Source organism: Brucella lupini, assembly GCF_002252535.1.
Classification (GTDB): domain Bacteria; phylum Pseudomonadota; class Alphaproteobacteria; order Rhizobiales; family Rhizobiaceae; genus Brucella; species Brucella anthropi.
In genome coordinates, this window is record NZ_NNRN01000047.1 from 19251 (window position 1) to 34763 (window position 15513).

The following is a 15513-nucleotide window of genomic DNA, read 5'->3' on the forward strand; positions in this document are numbered from 1 at the left end:
CTAAAAAGCCGCACCGGAAAAATGAATCGAGGAAATTTCTATGCGTCCATCCAAGCGTGCGGCTGACGAAATGCGTGCCGTTTCTTTCGAACGCGGCATCTCCAAACATGCCGAGGGCTCCTGCCTCGTCAAGTTTGGCGATACGCATGTGTTGTGCACCGCAAGCCTTGAGGAAAAGGTGCCGGGCTGGATGCGCAATACGGGCAAGGGCTGGGTCACGGCGGAATACGGCATGCTGCCGCGTTCGACCGGCGACCGCATGCGCCGCGAAGCCGCTGCCGGTAAGCAGGGCGGACGCACGCAGGAAATCCAGCGTCTGATTGGACGCTCCTTGCGCGCCGTCGTGGACATGCAGGCACTCGGCGAAGTACAGATCACGGTAGATTGCGATGTCATTCAGGCCGATGGCGGCACGCGGACGGCAGCCATCACCGGCGGCTGGGTAGCGCTTCATGAATGCCTGCGCTGGATGGAAGCGCGCCAGATGGTGCGCGTCGAGAAGGTTCTGAAAGATCATATCGCGGCGATTTCCTGCGGCATCTACGAGGGCGAGCCGGTGCTTGATCTGGACTACGCCGAAGACTCTGTCGCCGAGACCGACAGCAATTTCGTGATGACCGGCAAGGGCGGAATTGTTGAAATTCAGGGAACGGCGGAAGGTGCACCTTTCTCGGAAGAAGAGTTTGCCAATCTGATGAAGCTGGCTCGCGGCGGCATTGATCGCCTTGTGTCCTTGCAGAAGATGGCCGTCGCCTGATAGGAACGAGGTCTGCTCCATACACCGAGGAGACTTCATCCATGCGCGCAGCACGCATCCTTGAAACGGCGCTCTATGTCCGCGATGTCGCGGAGGCTATAGGGTTCTATCACGGCATTATGGGTCTGGAGCCGGTCGGGAAAGTGAGCGAGCGCAACGCATTTTTCCGGTGCGGCGACGGCATATTGCTTCTCTTCAAGGCCGAAGAGACGTTGAAGCCGCCATTGCCAGAGCACTTGCCCGTGCCGTCCCATGGCACAAGCGGTCCCGGCCATGTATGTTTTGCTGCAAGCCGCGAGGAGATGGAACGCTGGCGCAACCATCTGGCAAAACATGGCATAGCAATCGAGGCCGAGTTCGACTGGCCGAATGGTGCGCATTCGATCTACTTCCGTGATCCATCCGGCAATTCATTGGAGATTGCCGAACCCAAACTGTGGAACTGAAAATGAGAAAACTGGAACAGGGCAAGCTGATCGTCGCTTCGCACAATGCGGGCAAGCTGAAGGAGTTCGACGGTCTGATCGGCCCGTTCGGCTTTGAGGTCAGTTCGGTTGCCGCTCTTGGCCTGCCGGAGCCGGATGAAACCGGTACCACGTTTGAGGAAAACGCCTATATCAAAGCGCTTGCAGCAGCTGAAGCAACGGGGCTGCCAGCACTTTCGGATGATTCCGGCATGATGGTCGATGCGCTCGATGGCGATCCGGGAGTCTACACGGCAAACTGGGCCGAGACGGAAGACGGCACACGCGATTTCGACATGGCGATGCAGAAGGTCGAGAACCTGCTGCAAGAAAAGGCTGCCGTTGCGCCACAGCAGCGCAAGGCGCGTTTCGTATCCGTAATCTGCCTTGCCTGGCCGGATGGGGAGGCTGAATATTTCCGTGGCGAAGTCGAGGGCGCTATTGTCTGGCCGCCGCGTGGCACTACGGGTTTCGGTTTCGACCCGATTTTCCTGCCCGATGGCTATGAAAAGACGTTCGGCGAAATGACTGCCGATGAGAAGCACGGCTGGAAGCCAGGTGATGCTTCGGCCCTGTCGCACCGTGCCCGTGCTTTCAAGCTTTTCGCCGAAAAAGTGCTTAATGTGGAGCCGGCATCCGCAAAATGAACAAGCTGTTTCCCCCTTTGCAGGCAATAGATGCTGCTCGCGCAAATGCCGCCGGGTCGATCCCAATCGCGCGTGCAAATGGGGAAAATGCGTTTGGCGTTTACCTGCATTGGCCATTCTGTCTGGCCAAATGCCCTTATTGTGACTTCAACAGCCATGTTCGTCACAAGCCGGTCGATCAGGCGCGTTTTTCGGAAGCATTTCTTCGCGAGATGGAAACCTTGCGTGAGCGCACCGGCCCACGCACGATCACCAGCATATTCCTGGGTGGCGGCACGCCGTCGCTGATGCAGCCGGAAACCGTGGGTGCACTTCTCAATGGGATCGCGTCCCATTGGTCGGTAGCGCCGGACATTGAGGTGACGCTGGAAGCCAACCCGACCAGTGTGGAGGCTGATCGTTTTCGCGGCTATCGCGCGGCAGGCGTTAACCGCGTGTCGCTTGGCATTCAGGCACTCAACGATCCCGATTTGCGCCGTCTCGGACGCATGCATTCGGTCGAGGAAGCCAAGGCGGCCATTCGGCTGGCACGCGAGATTTTCCCGCGCCTGTCCTTCGATCTGATCTACGCACGCCCGAACCAGACAATCGAGGCCTGGCGGGAGGAACTGAAAGAGGCCATCGGGCTTGCTGCCGATCATCTGTCGCTCTATCAGCTGACGATCGAGGAAGGCACGCAGTTCTATAATCTCTGGAAGGCTGGCAAGCTGACGACGCCCGAGCCGGATCACGCTGCAGCCCTTTATGAGGAAACGCAAAGGGTAACGGCAGAGCACGGCCTTCCTGCCTATGAAATCTCCAACCACGCGGTGCCGGGGCGCGAGTCACAGCACAATCTCGTCTATTGGCGTTACGGGCAATATGTCGGCATTGGTCCCGGCGCGCATGGGCGTTTCGTGGAAAATGATATTCGTACCGTCACCATGACCGAAAAACATCCGGAAACCTGGCTGGATAAGGTCGAGCGCAATGGCCACGGCATTATCGAAGAAGAATATCTCGATGGCGGACAGGAAGGCGACGAATTCCTGATGATGGGCTTGCGTTTACGCGAAGGCATCGATCTTGCCCGCTATGAGCGACTTTCTGGCCATGCAGTTGATGAAAAGCGACTTGCGAAACTGATCGCGGAAGGCATGATCGAACCGATGAGCGGCAGCATCATTCGCGCAACGCCAGATGGTGCGCTGGTGCTCGACGCGCTGGTTGCCGACTTGGCGGCATAAGGAACTTATAATGACGGACGAAGCAGGCGAGGGGCGACGGGAATATGTGGTTGGCGGCACGACAATGCGCGCCCGGCCACTGGAACCTGCTCTTTATATCGTCTCGACCCCCATCGGAAATCTCGGCGATATGACGCTGCGCGGTATCGAAACGCTGGCGTCCGTCGATATTCTGGCTTGCGAAGATACGCGCGTAACCCGCGTTCTGCTCGACCGCTATGGTATAGCGCGCCGCCCCATCAGCTATCACGAACACAATGCCGCCGAAGCCGGTGAAAAGCTGATAGCGGCTCTGTCAGCGGGCAAAAGCGTTGCGCTGGTGTCCGATGCCGGAACGCCGCTCGTCTCCGATCCCGGTTTCCGTCTGGTGGGCGAAGCGCGCGAGGCGGGCATTCGTGTCGTACCTATTCCGGGTGCTTCCGCCGTTCTGGCCGCACTTGCCGCTTCGGGCCTGCCGACCGACGCCTTCATGTTCTGCGGCTTTCTGCCCTCCAAGCATGGGCAAAAACAGTCGAAGCTCGAAAGCCTCAAAGGCATCGACGCAACGCTGGTGTTCTATGAATCGCCAAACCGGACAGCGGCAACGCTGGCGGAAATGGCTGAAGTGTTCGGGCCGGATCGTATGGGCGCGCTCTGCCGCGAACTGACCAAGGCCTACGAGACCATTCGCACTGCACCGCTGGGCGAGCTTGCAGCCGAGTTTGACGGCGAAGATCGCATTCGCGGTGAAGTCGTTCTGCTAGTGGGGCCGCCAACGGGCAATGCCGTTCCGCAAAGCGAGGAAGACATCGACAAGCTGCTGCTGTCGCTTGTCGCAGAGTTGCCGCCATCCAAGGCCGCAGGCGAGGCAGCACGTATGACCGGCGGACAGAAATCGGTTCTCTATCAGCGTCTCATGCAATTGAAATCGGATCAGCGATGACAGACCTCCGCGAGAAGAAGCGAACTGCTTTCTTTCGCGGACACAGTGCCGAACGTTTTGCTTCCGTGCTTCTTCTTCTGAAAGGTTTTCGGATCGTCGCCCGGCGCTATCGAACACGGCTCGGCGAAATCGATCTGATCGCCCGGCGTGGCAATCTGATTTTGATCGTTGAGGTCAAGGCGCGGAGCAGTCTGGAAGCAGCGCACCTCGCTGTCACGCCGCAGGCCATGCGCCGCATCGAAGCCGCAGCCGATCTCTGGCTGCAACGCCAGCCCGACCATGCCCGCCTGTCGCTGCGTTTCGATCTGATTGCCGTGCTGCCGCGACGGTGGCCAAAACATGTTCCGGCATTCTTCACGAGCGGCAACTACTGATAAGTCTATGTAAATCCTATAAAAATTGTGGGGTATATTTCCGGCATTACGGGAAATTAAAATCCCGTATTCCTCTGTTTTGAGGAAAAGTGATGCTCGCCGTCATTTTCACGCGCAAGCCCATTTCTTATAAAATCACGCCGCTCAACGGATAATGGCACCAACTTTTACAAGACGCATTTCCGCACGCGAAACCAGTATCCACTTTCGCTGGAAATGCTCCCAAGGATGGTGCCGTGTCTCTATCGCAAAAGCGTTTACTGGCTGATTTTCCTGCCTTCTTCCGGGTCTCGGAAGAGGTGGTTGTCGTCGTTGGCGGCGGCGAGGAAGCTTTGAACAAGGCGCGCCTCGTGGCGCAGACGTCAGCACGCCTTCGCATCGTTGCTGAAGAAACAGAACATCATCTGGCCGATTTCATTGCAAACCATGGCGCGGAGCATGTGGCTGTACCTTTTGCGCCCGAACACGTTGAAGGCGCAAAGCTTGTTTTCGTGGCGACTGGCGATGAGGCGCAGGATCGCGCCATTGCTGCCGTGGTCAAGGCCGAGAGGGTTCCGGTCAATGTTGTCGACCGTCCCGCACTTTGCGATTTCCTGACACCCGCCATTGTCAATCGTGCGCCGCTGACGATTGCGATTGGTTCGGAAGGGACGGCCCCCGTTCTGGCACAGATGGTTCGCGCGCGTATCGATGCCGCGTTCTCGCCGCGTCTGGGTGAGCTTGCGCATTTTGCCGAAAGCTGGCGTCCGCTGGTCGAGCGCGCCTTGCCGAAGGGGCTGGCGCGCCGCAGCTTCTGGCGCGGGTTCTTTTCGGGCCGCGTCGCCCATGCCATCGAGAATGGCGACCGGGAGGAAGCACAGAAAGCCGCGAGCGACCTGATCAAGCAGCGCGACAATGCCGCCGGTTATGTCTGGCTGGTCGGTGCCGGTCCGGGTGCCGAAGACCTGCTGACCCTGCGCGCCCATCGCGCCTTGATGGAAGCCGATGTGATTGTGCATGATGCGCTGGTGCCGGAAGGCGTCATCGCCATGGGGCGCCGCGATGCCGAGCGTCTTGCCGTCGGCAAGCGCAAAGGCTGCCATTCCAAGAGCCAGGAAGAGATCAACCGCCTGCTGGTAACGCTCGGGCGGGAAGGCAAGCGCGTTGTGCGGCTGAAATCCGGCGATCCGCTGGTGTTCGGACGCGCAGGTGAAGAAATGGCCGCACTGCGTGCCGCCGGTATCGGGTTCGAAATCGTGCCCGGCATCACTTCTGCCTTTGCCGCCGCAGCCGACATGGAACTGCCGCTGACGCTGCGCGGTGTCGCCTCGTCGCTGGTGTTCACCACCGGCCATGACATGACCGGCGACGTGCTACCGGGCTGGGCGAAGCTCGCCGTCTCCGGCGCAACCATTGCCGTCTATATGGGCTCGACCGTCGCGGCATCGGTTGCCGCGCGGCTGATTGGTGCGGGCCTGCACGAAGATACCGCCGTGGCGGTGGTGGAAAATGCGAGCCGGCAGGACAAGCGCCTGTTCCACGGCACGCTGAAAGATTTGCCGGATCTGGAAAGCCGCAAGGAACTTTCCGGTCCGGTCATGGTGATCATTGGCGATGCGGTCGCCGGTGCCGCCATCGACAAAGCCGAAGCGCTGGCCCTCAGGCCGGTTTCCGTCGCAGCCTAAACCCGCAGGATGCGCGGTTAACAAAAGTTTGGAGTTTGGAAATGGTTGTAAAAGTTCTCACTGCAAACCGGCTGATCGACGGGCAGGCTGTATGGCTCGGTGCCGACGGCTCCTGGCAGGAAACCATCGACGGCGCGCTGGTCGCTCGTCACGTAGAGGCCGTCGAAGCGCTTGAAGACGCGGGCAAGGTTGCAGCAAAAGCCAATCTGGTTGTCGATGTGAACGTGATCGATGTCGAGGAGCGCGAGGAGGGACTTTACCCCATCCGTCTGCGCGAGCGCATCCGTCTTTCCGGCCCGACCATCGTGACCTTTGGCGATTTGCCCCTCGAAAAGCCTGAATTGAAGCGCGCCTCCTGATTGTGGATTTGGACCTAGCCTATGTATCGTTACGATGAATTCGACCGCGATTTTGTTGCGGCCCGCGTTGCCCAGTTCAAGGATCAGGTCGAGCGCCGTTTGACCGGGGAGCTGACCGAAGACCAGTTCAAGCCGCTGCGTCTGATGAATGGCCTCTATCTGCAACTGCACGCCTATATGCTGCGCGTGGCAATTCCCTATGGCACGCTTTCGAGCCGCCAGCTTCGGAAGCTCGGCCACATTGCCCGCGTCTATGACCGCGGCTTCGGCCATTTCACAACACGCCAGAATATCCAGTATAACTGGCCAGCATTGAAGGACGTTCCGCGTATTCTGGAAGAGCTGGCAGAAGTCGAGATGCACGCCATCCAGACCTCCGGCAATTGCATTCGCAATGTGACGGCCGATCATTTCGCGGGCGCTGCCGCCGACGAAGTGGCCGATCCGCGCCCATTCGCCGAAATTTTGCGCCAGTGGTCGTCGCTGCATCCGGAGTTTTCCTATCTGCCGCGCAAGTTCAAGATTGCCATCGTCGGCTCGGACCATGACCGCGCCGCCATTCAGGTGCATGACATCGGCTTGCAGTTGAAGAAGAACGAGGCGGGCGATCTGGGGCTGGCTGTCTATATTGGCGGCGGTCAGGGCCGCACGCCGATGGTGGCCAAGAAAATCCGCGACTTCCTGCCCATCGAGGACATGCTGACCTATGTGACGGCCATCGTGCGCGTTTATAATCTGCATGGCCGTCGCGACAACAAATACAAGGCGCGCATCAAGATTCTCGTCCATGAAACGGGCGTTGAAGAGCTGACCCGCGAGATCGATGCCGAGTGGGACGAAATCCGCAATGGCGAATTGAAGCTGCCGCAGCGCGATATCGACGCCATCGAAAGCTATTTCCGCATGCCGAACCTGCCGCAACGGCCGGAAGGCTGGGAAGTGCTGGCCGTCACGCAGAAGGCCGATGCGGAATTTGCAAGCTGGGTGGCGCGCAATGTCACGCCGCACAAGAACCCGGATTATGCCGTCGTCACCATTTCGCTCAAGCCCATTGGTGGCATTCCGGGCGATGCGAGCGCCGAGCAGATGGAACTGGTGGCGGATATTGCCGAGACCTATTCCTTTGATGAAATCCGCGTCAGCCACGAGCAGAATCTGGTTCTGCCGCATGTGGCCAAGGCCGATCTCGCAGCCGTGTACGATCTGCTGCAATCGGACGGTCTGGTGACGCCGAATGCCGGTCTCATCACCGATATCATCGCCTGTCCCGGTCTCGATTATTGCGCCCTTGCCAATGCACGCTCCATTCCGGTGGCGCAGCGCATTTCCGAGCGCTTCGGCGACCAGCAGCGCCAGCTTGAGATCGGCGATCTCAAGATCAAGATTTCCGGCTGCATCAATGCCTGCGGTCATCACCATGTCGGCCATATCGGCATTCTGGGTGTCGAGAAGAAGGGCGAAGAGCTTTATCAGATCACGCTTGGCGGTTCGGCGGACGAGCATTCGACCATCGGTGACATCACCGGTCGCGGCTTCTCCTCGGAAGAAGTGGTGGATGCCATCGAAACGGTCGTGGATACCTATCTGGGCTTGCGCGAAAGTCCGGAGGAAAACTTCCTCGCCGCCTATCGCCGGGTTGGCATGGAGCCGTTCAAACGCGCGCTTTATGGAGAAATAAGCCGTGCAGCTTGATGCTGAAGAAAGCGCTGCCGCCGAAGCCCGCCTTTTGGAGGCAAGCCACGGTGCGTCTTCCCCGCAGGATGTGATCGCGCTCGTCACGCGTGAACTCTATGAGGGGCAGATCGCGGTCGTGTCTTCCTTTGGCGCGGAATCGGCTGTGCTTTTGCATATGATTTCGCAAATCGATCCGGCGACGCCGGTTCTGTTTCTCGATACGGGCAAGCATTTCCGGGCGACACTTGATTATCGTCATGATCTGGTGGACCGGCTGGGATTGACCGATGTGCAGGATATTCTGCCGCTGGAAGACAGTGTCAGGACGGAAGACCCGTTTGGCGCTTTGTCGATGACCGATAAGGATCGCTGCTGCTTCATCCGCAAGGTCGAGCCGATGGCGCGCGCCGTGGCCCCTTATCGGGCCTGGATGACGGGCCGCAAGCAGTTTCAGGCATCGACCCGCGAAAGCCTGCCGGTATTCGAATCGGTCGGTTCGCGCATTCGTATCAATCCGCTGGCGCGTTTGCAGGCAGCCGATCTCAAGGCCTATGCCGAAAAACACGACCTGCCGCCGCATCCGCTGATCGCGCAGGGCTATCGTTCCATTGGCTGCATGCCCTGCACACGGCCCGTGAGCGAGGGCGAGGATCAGCGAGCCGGACGCTGGGCCGGATCGGAAAAGACAGAATGCGGCATCCATCTGTCGGGTCTGTCCGATAGTTTGAAGAATTTGGGAGCAGGTGACCGGAAATGAGCGATATCAACGAAACCAAACTCTGGTCTGCCGAGGGCTTTCGCGAAGACGACTATGTCTTTGCCGACGATCTTGAAACGGCGGGCGATGCCCCGGCAATCATCATTCCGCTGGCCGTCTGGCTCGGACTGGATGAGGAGCGCCGCCGCGCCTCCAATCGCCGGATCGGCGTTTCGGTGGCGCCGGGCGAAGCCATTGATCCGCTTCGGGATGATCTGGGCAGCGTGCCGCTGATCGCCTTGCAGTTTCCGGCCTTTAATGACGGGCGTTCCTATTCCAAGGCGGAGATTTTGCGCCGCGAAGGCTTTGCGGGCGAGTTGCGCGCCGTTGGCGACGTGCTGATCGATCAGGCCGCCCTGATGCTGCGCACCGGTTTCGACAGCCTTCAGGTGAGCAACAAGGTGGCGCAGGGCCGTCTTGGCGAAAATCGTCTGGTCGATACGCCCGGCTATTATCAGCCGGGACGTGGATCAGTACCGGAGGAAGCCGGGTTTGCCTGGCGGCGTGTCAAGGCAAGTTAGGCACATCGCTCAAATTTGCCATTTTTCTGCACGCCTTGATGCGCTAGACACGCCTCACCAAATTCAGGGAGTCGCGGCGTGATCCGGCATATTGTTTTCTTCAGCGTCAAAGAAGGTCAGGATATAGAGACTGTCAAAAAGGGATTGGAGCAACTTGGCACCATTCCCCATGCTGACCTTTTTGAAGTTCTGCCAAATTCCAGGGTCGATCCGATGTGCGACCGCATTGATCTCGTGGTTTATGCCGAGTTCAAAGATGAGGAAGCGCTTTTCGCTTTCAAGAAGCATCCGACCTATGACGCGACGACGCAACTGGTGCGTCCGATGCGCGAATTGCGCTTTTCAGCTGATGTTATGACAGACAAGCGCTAAAGCATTTCCAGCAAAAGCGCGAAGCGGTCTTGCGTGCGGAAATGCGTAAAATAACTACCAGTCGGCCTGTGGTCTTTCCTGTAGCGGCAGGCCGCCGAAAAGATCGGGCTCGCTGGACGTTTTTGCTCGCTCGATATTGAGAAGCTTCAGTTTGGTCGCCGTGCCACCTGCCGCCGAAAAGCCGCCGACCTTGCCATTGGCGCCGAGCACCCGGTGACAGGGCACAATGATCGGAAACGGGTTCTTGCCCAGTGCATAGCCGACAGCCTGTGAGAGACTCACATCGCCGATCCTTCGGGCAATCGCACCATAGGTCGTTGTCTCGCCCGGTTTCAGCTCAAGAATGATTTCATAGACCTGCCGGTTGAGATCTGGTTGGGCATCCAGCGCCAGCGGTGTACCTGAAAAATCGACATCGGCGCCTGCCAGAAGCGCGCGCACACCCTGGATTGCATTGCTGACGAAGGAGGGCATGTCGACTTCTTCGGCACCGGGGAACCGCTCACCGAGCCGATAGCGGGTTTCCTTCTCGTCAGCATCCCCGATCTCGACGCCCACAATCTTCTGGCCGCGCCAGGCAATGCCGCACGGTCCGATCTCTGTTTCGAAAATGGTGACGCCTGACGATTCCATGGAAGTCATATTAACATGGTTTTGAACGGGACAAATGCCGGTTATCGGGCAACGATAGGAACGTTCACGTGAAAAGTCGCAACAATTGCGAAAAATGGCGCAGCGAAATGGTTGAAGAACGACACGAATAATGATTGTGTGATGGCGACCGGCCAATGCCCTTAAATGGCCAAACGGATTGACGAGAGTTTCCGGCACCTGTCACGGCGGGAGCGGAACCAAGGAATTTAAATGGACGATTACGAGCGATATGCCACAGGGTTGATGATCGTTTTTGGCGCGCTGATTATCGGCGGCCTCATGGCGGCTAACCTGTACCACGGCGACAAGCCGGGCTTTTTATTCGCGCTGGGCGCTGCGGTTGTCAGCTGGTTCGCGGCCTTTGCCGTCCTGTTTGACAAGCCACGCGTTTATGGCGTGATGATTGCGGTTGCGATCGGTCTGGTCGCGGCTTCAATTGGTGCTTATGTAACCTGATTTTTGAACCGTATGATTAAGAAAAAAGCCCCGGTTTTCCGGGGCTTTTTCGTTTTAGAGATATGGCGAGTAGCACTGGCGCCGTGGCCCATAATTGGGCTGGAACGTATTATCGTAGGCTCGGTAGGAACGATAACGGTTGTAGCACCACCGCACATGCGGGTTGCCGCCGCGATAGACCGGTGCCGGACGGTAGCGATAAGCAGGCGGCGGTCCCCAGTAACGGCGATCATAGCGATAGTATGGGCGGTAACGCGGACGATCATGCCGCCAGTGTCGACGATGCTCCCGCCAATAGCGGCGGTCACCACGATAGTCGTAATACTGAACGTTCTGAACATTCGGTGCTGGAGCCTGGGCGGACGGTGTCGCCATCAAAGACGGCTGCGCCGCATTCGCAGTTCCGGCAGCAGCGGATAGTCCCATGCCGAGTGACAAACATGCGGCAAACAGGGAATAAGCAAACCTTTTCATCGGTCTCTCCTCACAGCGCATACCGAAAAATGTGAAACGGCTTTCGGATAAGATGCGCGTAAAAATAAACAACACATATCGTCCCTGCCGTTATTTTAGGCCGGACATTGTGGCGGAGCAGTGGCCCTGCGCAGTCACGATTTCTTCGTTGCGGCAACAGATGGGTGATGCTCTGATTTTGGGGTAGGAATTAGTCTCCCCGAATTGACATAAAGATATGTTTATGTCATTAAGCGACTTCCGTGATGTACGTATAAAGGGCGATTCAGGTTTATGTGTCCGAACAGACCTGCTGCCTGGTAACAGATTGAATATAGGCGGTGTTTTATGGCCTCTTCCCTCGATGGTCTTTTTGGTGCAACGGCTGCGCAGCCGGATGGCTCAGAAGTGCTCGCAGCTCTCACCAAGGCAGCGCGTGAGCGCATCCTGATCCTCGACGGCGCGATGGGAACCCAGATTCAGGGACTTGGTTTTCATGAAGAGCATTTCCGCGGCGAGCGCTTCGGCGCCTGCGACTGCCAGCTTCAGGGCAATAACGACCTTCTGACCCTGACGCAGCCCAAGGCTATCGAGGAAATCCATTATGCCTACGCCATTGCGGGCGCGGATATTCTCGAAACCAATACGTTTTCGTCCACGACAATTGCCCAGGCCGATTATGGCATGGAAGAGCAGGTCTATGAATTGAACCGCGACGGTGCGCGTCTGGCCCGTCGCGCCGCCTTGCGCGCCGAGCAGAAGGACGGTCGCCGCCGTTTCGTTGCGGGCGCTCTTGGACCGACAAACCGCACCGCTTCCCTGTCGCCGGATGTGAATAATCCTGGCTACCGCGCTGTTACCTTCGACGATCTGCGCATCGCCTATGCCGAGCAGATCCGGGGGCTGATCGACGGCGGTTCCGACATCATCCTGATTGAAACCATCTTCGATACGCTCAACGCCAAGGCTGCCGTCTTCGCCTCGGAACAAGTGTTCGAGGAAAAGGGCATCTTCCTGCCGGTGATGATTTCCGGCACGATCACCGATCTTTCCGGCCGCACCCTGTCCGGCCAGACGCCAACGGCATTCTGGCATTCGTTGCGTCACGCCAAACCATTTACCATCGGCCTCAATTGCGCGCTCGGCGCCAACGCTATGCGTGCGCATCTCGACGAATTGTCGACCATTGCCGACACCTTCATCTGCGCCTATCCGAATGCCGGTCTGCCGAACGAGTTTGGCCAGTATGACGAAACGCCGGAAGCGATGGCTGCCCAGATCGAAGGCTTTGCCCGCGACGGTATGGTCAATGTGGTCGGCGGCTGTTGCGGTTCCACGCCCGAACACATCCGCGCCATTGCCGAGGCCGTCGCAAAACATCCTCCGCGCAAGCCTGCCAAGGTCGCGCCGCTGATGCGCTTGTCGGGCCTTGAGCCCTTCACGCTGACCGAGGATATTCCTTTCGTCAATGTCGGCGAACGCACCAACGTGACCGGCTCGGCACGCTTCCGCAAGCTGATCAAGGCTGGCGATTTTGCTGCTGCACTCGACGTCGCGCGCGATCAGGTTGTCAACGGCGCCCAGATCATCGATATCAACATGGATGAAGGCCTGATCGATTCCGAAAAGGCCATGGTCGAATTCCTCAATCTGATTGCTGCCGAGCCGGATATCGCTCGCGTGCCGATCATGATTGACAGCTCCAAATGGGAAGTGATCGAGGCTGGCCTGAAATGCGTTCAGGGCAAGGCGGTGGTCAATTCCATCTCGATGAAGGAAGGCGAGGAGGCCTTTATTCATCATGCGAAGCTCGTCCGCGCCTATGGTGCGGCAGTTGTCGTGATGGCTTTCGATGAAACCGGGCAGGCCGATACCGAGGCGCGCAAGATCGAAATCTGTACCCGGGCCTACAAGATCCTGACCGAACAGGTCGGTTTCGCACCGGAAGACATCATCTTCGACCCGAACATTTTTGCGGTGGCGACCGGTATCGACGAGCACAATAATTACGGCGTCGATTTCATTGAAGCGACACGCAAGATCATGGCGACCTTGCCGCATGTCCATGTCTCGGGTGGCGTGTCGAACCTTTCCTTCTCGTTCCGCGGTAATGAGCCGGTGCGCGAGGCGATGCATGCCGTGTTTCTCTACCACGCCATTCAGGCGGGTATGGATATGGGCATCGTCAATGCCGGTCAGCTGGCGGTTTACGATGCCATCGATCCGGAACTGCGCGAGGCCTGCGAGGATGTGGTGTTGAACCGCCGCTCCGATGCGACCGAACGTTTGCTGGAAATCGCCGAACGTTTCCGCGACTCCGGCTCGAAAGAAGCCAAGGTGCAGGATCTGACCTGGCGCGAATGGCCGGTGGCAAAGCGCCTCGAACATGCGCTGGTCAACGGCATTACCGAATATATCGAAGCCGATACGGAAGAGGCGCGCCAGTCTGCCGAACGTCCGTTGCACGTCATCGAAGGCCCGCTGATGGCCGGTATGAACGTGGTTGGCGACCTGTTCGGTGCCGGCAAGATGTTCCTGCCACAGGTGGTCAAGTCGGCCCGTGTGATGAAGCAGGCCGTGGCCGTTCTCCTGCCATATATGGAAGAAGAAAAGCGCCTCAATGCTGAAAAAGGCATTGGCGGTGGTGAACGTCAGAGCGCCGGCAAGGTGCTGATGGCGACCGTGAAGGGCGACGTGCATGATATTGGCAAGAATATCGTTGGCGTTGTGCTGGCCTGCAACAATTACGAGATCATCGATCTCGGCGTCATGGTGCCATCGCAGAAGATTTTGCAGGTGGCGCGCGACGAAAAGGTGGATATCATTGGCCTTTCCGGCCTCATCACGCCTTCGCTGGATGAGATGGCGCATGTGGCAGCAGAAATGGAGCGCGAAGGTTTCGATATTCCGCTTCTGATCGGCGGCGCGACCACGAGCCGTGTCCATACGGCGGTGAAGATTCATCCGCGCTATGAACGCGGACAGGCAGTCTACGTCATCGATGCAAGCCGTGCCGTCGGTGTGGTTTCGAGCCTGCTGTCACCGGAAGGCAAGCAGGCCTATGTTGACGGTCTGCGCGGGGAATATGCCAAGGTGGCAGCCGCTCACGCGCGCAATGAAGCGGAAAAGCAGCGCCTGCCGATCGCTCGTGCTCGCGCCAATGCGCATAAGCTCGACTGGGATAATTTTGTTCCGGCAAAGCCGACATTCACCGGCACGAAGACCTTCGACGATTACGATCTGGCCGAAATCGCCCGCTATATCGACTGGACGCCGTTCTTCCAGACCTGGGAGTTGAAAGGCCGCTATCCGGCAATTCTTGAAGACGAGAAGCAGGGCGAGGCAGCCCGGCAACTCTGGGACGACGCTCAGGCGATGTTGAAAAAGATCATCGACGAAAAGTGGTTCACGCCGAAAGCTGTCGTCGGTTTCTGGCCCGCCAATGCGGTCGGCGACGATATTCGTCTTTTCACCGATGAAAGCCGGAACGAGGAACTTGCCACTTTCTTCACACTGCGCCAGCAATTGAGCAAGCGCGATGGTCGTCCGAATGTGGCGATGTCCGACTTCGTAGCACCTGCCGAAAGCGGAAAGCAGGATTATGTCGGTGGCTTCGTTGTGACGGCAGGTATTGGTGAAGTGGCCATAGCCGAACGTTTCGAACGCGCCAATGACGATTACTCGGCCATTCTGGTGAAGGCGCTGGCCGACCGTTTTGCCGAAGCCTTTGCGGAACTGATGCATGAGCGCGTGCGCAAGGAATTCTGGGCCTATGCGGCGAATGAGACCTATTCGCCGGAAGAACTGATCGGTGAGCCCTATCAGGGTATTCGTCCTGCGCCGGGCTATCCGGCACAGCCCGATCACACGGAAAAGACGACGCTGTTCCGCCTTCTGGACGCGACTGCGAATACGGGCGTGGAATTGACGGAAAGCTATGCGATGTGGCCCGGCTCTTCCGTATCGGGTCTCTATATCGGCCATCCGGAAAGCTATTATTTCGGCGTGGCCAAAGTCGAACGGGATCAGGTCGAGGATTACGCGAGCCGCAAGGGAATGACGATAGAGGAAGTCGAGCGCTGGCTCGCACCGATTCTTAATTATACCCCAGGTGCAGCTCCCGAAGAGGCTGCGGCGTGACAAATGCCGCAACTCGATTAGCTTAATCTCATATACTCGTATTTCTGACAGATGTATTGGGTGCGTTTGACTG

16 protein-coding genes are annotated in these 15513 nt (G+C 58.2%); 14 read left to right on the forward strand and 2 right to left on the reverse strand.

The genetic code is table 11. From position 1 onward, the window contains the following. Positions 1 to 40: 40 nt before the first annotated feature. The 12 genes from rph (at position 41) to CES86_RS14065 (ending at position 9737) form a co-directional block, all read left to right on the forward strand. The gene (gene rph, locus CES86_RS14010) at positions 41 to 757 is read left to right on the forward strand and encodes a ribonuclease PH (RefSeq protein ID WP_010658015.1); all 717 of its coding nucleotides are present in this window, start codon (positions 41 to 43) and stop codon (positions 755 to 757) included. A 41-nt stretch (positions 758 to 798) separates the two neighbouring features. Continuing rightward, on the forward strand, positions 799 to 1203 hold the full coding sequence (locus CES86_RS14015) for a VOC family protein (RefSeq protein ID WP_094514691.1): 405 nt from the start codon (positions 799 to 801) through the stop codon (positions 1201 to 1203). 2 nt (positions 1204 to 1205) lie between these two features. Next, a complete protein-coding gene (rdgB, locus tag CES86_RS14020; RefSeq protein WP_010658017.1) occupies positions 1206 to 1868 on the forward strand; it encodes an RdgB/HAM1 family non-canonical purine NTP pyrophosphatase in 663 nt (220 codons plus the stop codon). After that, positions 1865 to 3094: a radical SAM family heme chaperone HemW gene (gene hemW, locus CES86_RS14025; RefSeq protein WP_094514693.1), complete on the forward strand. Its 1230-nt coding sequence runs from the start codon at positions 1865 to 1867 to the stop codon at positions 3092 to 3094. The genes rdgB and hemW overlap by 4 nt, the downstream gene beginning before the upstream one ends. 10 nt (positions 3095 to 3104) lie before the next feature. Continuing rightward, entirely contained in the window at positions 3105 to 4016 is a 912-nt protein-coding gene (rsmI, locus tag CES86_RS14030; RefSeq protein ID WP_094514695.1) for a 16S rRNA (cytidine(1402)-2'-O)-methyltransferase, read from the forward strand. Continuing rightward, positions 4013 to 4390, forward strand: coding sequence for a YraN family protein (locus CES86_RS14035; RefSeq protein WP_011982379.1), 378 nt, complete (start codon positions 4013 to 4015; stop codon positions 4388 to 4390). Before rsmI ends, CES86_RS14035 begins: the two co-directional genes overlap by 4 nt. Positions 4391 to 4626: 236 nt before the next feature. Beyond that, positions 4627 to 6054, forward strand: coding sequence for a siroheme synthase CysG (gene cysG, locus CES86_RS14040; RefSeq protein WP_094514697.1), 1428 nt, complete (start codon positions 4627 to 4629; stop codon positions 6052 to 6054). Positions 6055 to 6095: 41 nt separating this feature from the next. After that, positions 6096 to 6413 carry a DUF2849 domain-containing protein gene (locus tag CES86_RS14045; RefSeq protein WP_011982381.1) on the forward strand — a complete coding sequence of 106 codons (318 nt, stop codon included), beginning with the start codon at positions 6096 to 6098 and terminating at the stop codon, positions 6411 to 6413. A gap of 21 nt (positions 6414 to 6434) precedes the next feature. Then, positions 6435 to 8105 (forward strand): nitrite/sulfite reductase, encoded by a 1671-nt coding sequence (locus CES86_RS14050; protein WP_094514699.1) that lies wholly within the window; start codon positions 6435 to 6437, stop codon positions 8103 to 8105. After that, positions 8095 to 8844, forward strand: a complete 750-nt coding sequence (locus CES86_RS14055) for a phosphoadenylyl-sulfate reductase (RefSeq protein ID WP_010658024.1) — start codon at positions 8095 to 8097, stop codon at positions 8842 to 8844. The genes CES86_RS14050 and CES86_RS14055 overlap by 11 nt, the downstream gene beginning before the upstream one ends. After that, complete coding sequence (locus CES86_RS14060) at positions 8841 to 9365, forward strand: DUF934 domain-containing protein (RefSeq protein WP_011982384.1); 525 nt, start codon at positions 8841 to 8843, stop codon at positions 9363 to 9365. The genes CES86_RS14055 and CES86_RS14060 overlap by 4 nt, the downstream gene beginning before the upstream one ends. Positions 9366 to 9443: 78 nt before the next feature. After that, positions 9444 to 9737: a Dabb family protein gene (locus CES86_RS14065; protein ID WP_011982385.1), complete on the forward strand. Its 294-nt coding sequence runs from the start codon at positions 9444 to 9446 to the stop codon at positions 9735 to 9737. 54 nt (positions 9738 to 9791) lie between these two features. Here the strand turns inward: CES86_RS14065 and CES86_RS14070 are convergent, their stop codons facing one another. Further along, entirely contained in the window at positions 9792 to 10370 is a 579-nt protein-coding gene (locus CES86_RS14070; protein ID WP_094514748.1) for a methylated-DNA--[protein]-cysteine S-methyltransferase, read from the reverse strand. A 231-nt stretch (positions 10371 to 10601) separates the two neighbouring features. Here CES86_RS14070 and CES86_RS14075 point away from each other — a divergent pair, with 231 nt between their 5' ends. Further along, positions 10602 to 10847 (forward strand): hypothetical protein, encoded by a 246-nt coding sequence (locus CES86_RS14075; RefSeq protein WP_010658028.1) that lies wholly within the window; start codon positions 10602 to 10604, stop codon positions 10845 to 10847. Positions 10848 to 10901: 54 nt separating this feature from the next. Here the strand turns inward: CES86_RS14075 and CES86_RS14080 are convergent, their stop codons facing one another. Continuing rightward, on the reverse strand, positions 10902 to 11321 hold the full coding sequence (locus tag CES86_RS14080; protein WP_010658029.1) for a BA14K family protein: 420 nt from the start codon (positions 11319 to 11321) through the stop codon (positions 10902 to 10904). Between the two features lie 327 nt (positions 11322 to 11648). Between CES86_RS14080 and metH the strand changes: the two genes are divergently transcribed. Next, positions 11649 to 15440: a methionine synthase gene (metH, locus tag CES86_RS14085; protein WP_094514701.1), complete on the forward strand. Its 3792-nt coding sequence runs from the start codon at positions 11649 to 11651 to the stop codon at positions 15438 to 15440. Positions 15441 to 15513 lie beyond the last annotated feature (73 nt).

Excerpts from the sequence above, each read along its gene's own strand:
- CES86_RS14015 (WP_094514691.1), top strand. The coding sequence starts at position 799 with ATGCGCGCAGCACGCATCCTTGAAACGGCGCTCTATGTCCGCGATGTC.
- hemW (WP_094514693.1), top strand. The coding sequence starts at position 1,865 with ATGAACAAGCTGTTTCCCCCTTTGCAGGCAATAGATGCTGCTCGCGCA.
- CES86_RS14050 (WP_094514699.1), top strand. The coding sequence starts at position 6,435 with ATGTATCGTTACGATGAATTCGACCGCGATTTTGTTGCGGCCCGCGTT.
- CES86_RS14080 (WP_010658029.1), bottom strand. The coding sequence starts at position 11,321 with ATGAAAAGGTTTGCTTATTCCCTGTTTGCCGCATGTTTGTCACTCGGC.
- CES86_RS14060 (WP_011982384.1), top strand. The coding sequence starts at position 8,841 with ATGAGCGATATCAACGAAACCAAACTCTGGTCTGCCGAGGGCTTTCGC.
- metH (WP_094514701.1), top strand. The coding sequence starts at position 11,649 with ATGGCCTCTTCCCTCGATGGTCTTTTTGGTGCAACGGCTGCGCAGCCG.
- rsmI (WP_094514695.1), top strand. The coding sequence starts at position 3,105 with ATGACGGACGAAGCAGGCGAGGGGCGACGGGAATATGTGGTTGGCGGC.
- CES86_RS14035 (WP_011982379.1), top strand. The coding sequence starts at position 4,013 with ATGACAGACCTCCGCGAGAAGAAGCGAACTGCTTTCTTTCGCGGACAC.
- rph (WP_010658015.1), top strand. The coding sequence starts at position 41 with ATGCGTCCATCCAAGCGTGCGGCTGACGAAATGCGTGCCGTTTCTTTC.
- CES86_RS14075 (WP_010658028.1), top strand. The coding sequence starts at position 10,602 with ATGGACGATTACGAGCGATATGCCACAGGGTTGATGATCGTTTTTGGC.
- CES86_RS14045 (WP_011982381.1), top strand. The coding sequence starts at position 6,096 with ATGGTTGTAAAAGTTCTCACTGCAAACCGGCTGATCGACGGGCAGGCT.
- rdgB (WP_010658017.1), top strand. The coding sequence starts at position 1,206 with ATGAGAAAACTGGAACAGGGCAAGCTGATCGTCGCTTCGCACAATGCG.
- CES86_RS14070 (WP_094514748.1), bottom strand. The coding sequence starts at position 10,370 with ATGGAATCGTCAGGCGTCACCATTTTCGAAACAGAGATCGGACCGTGC.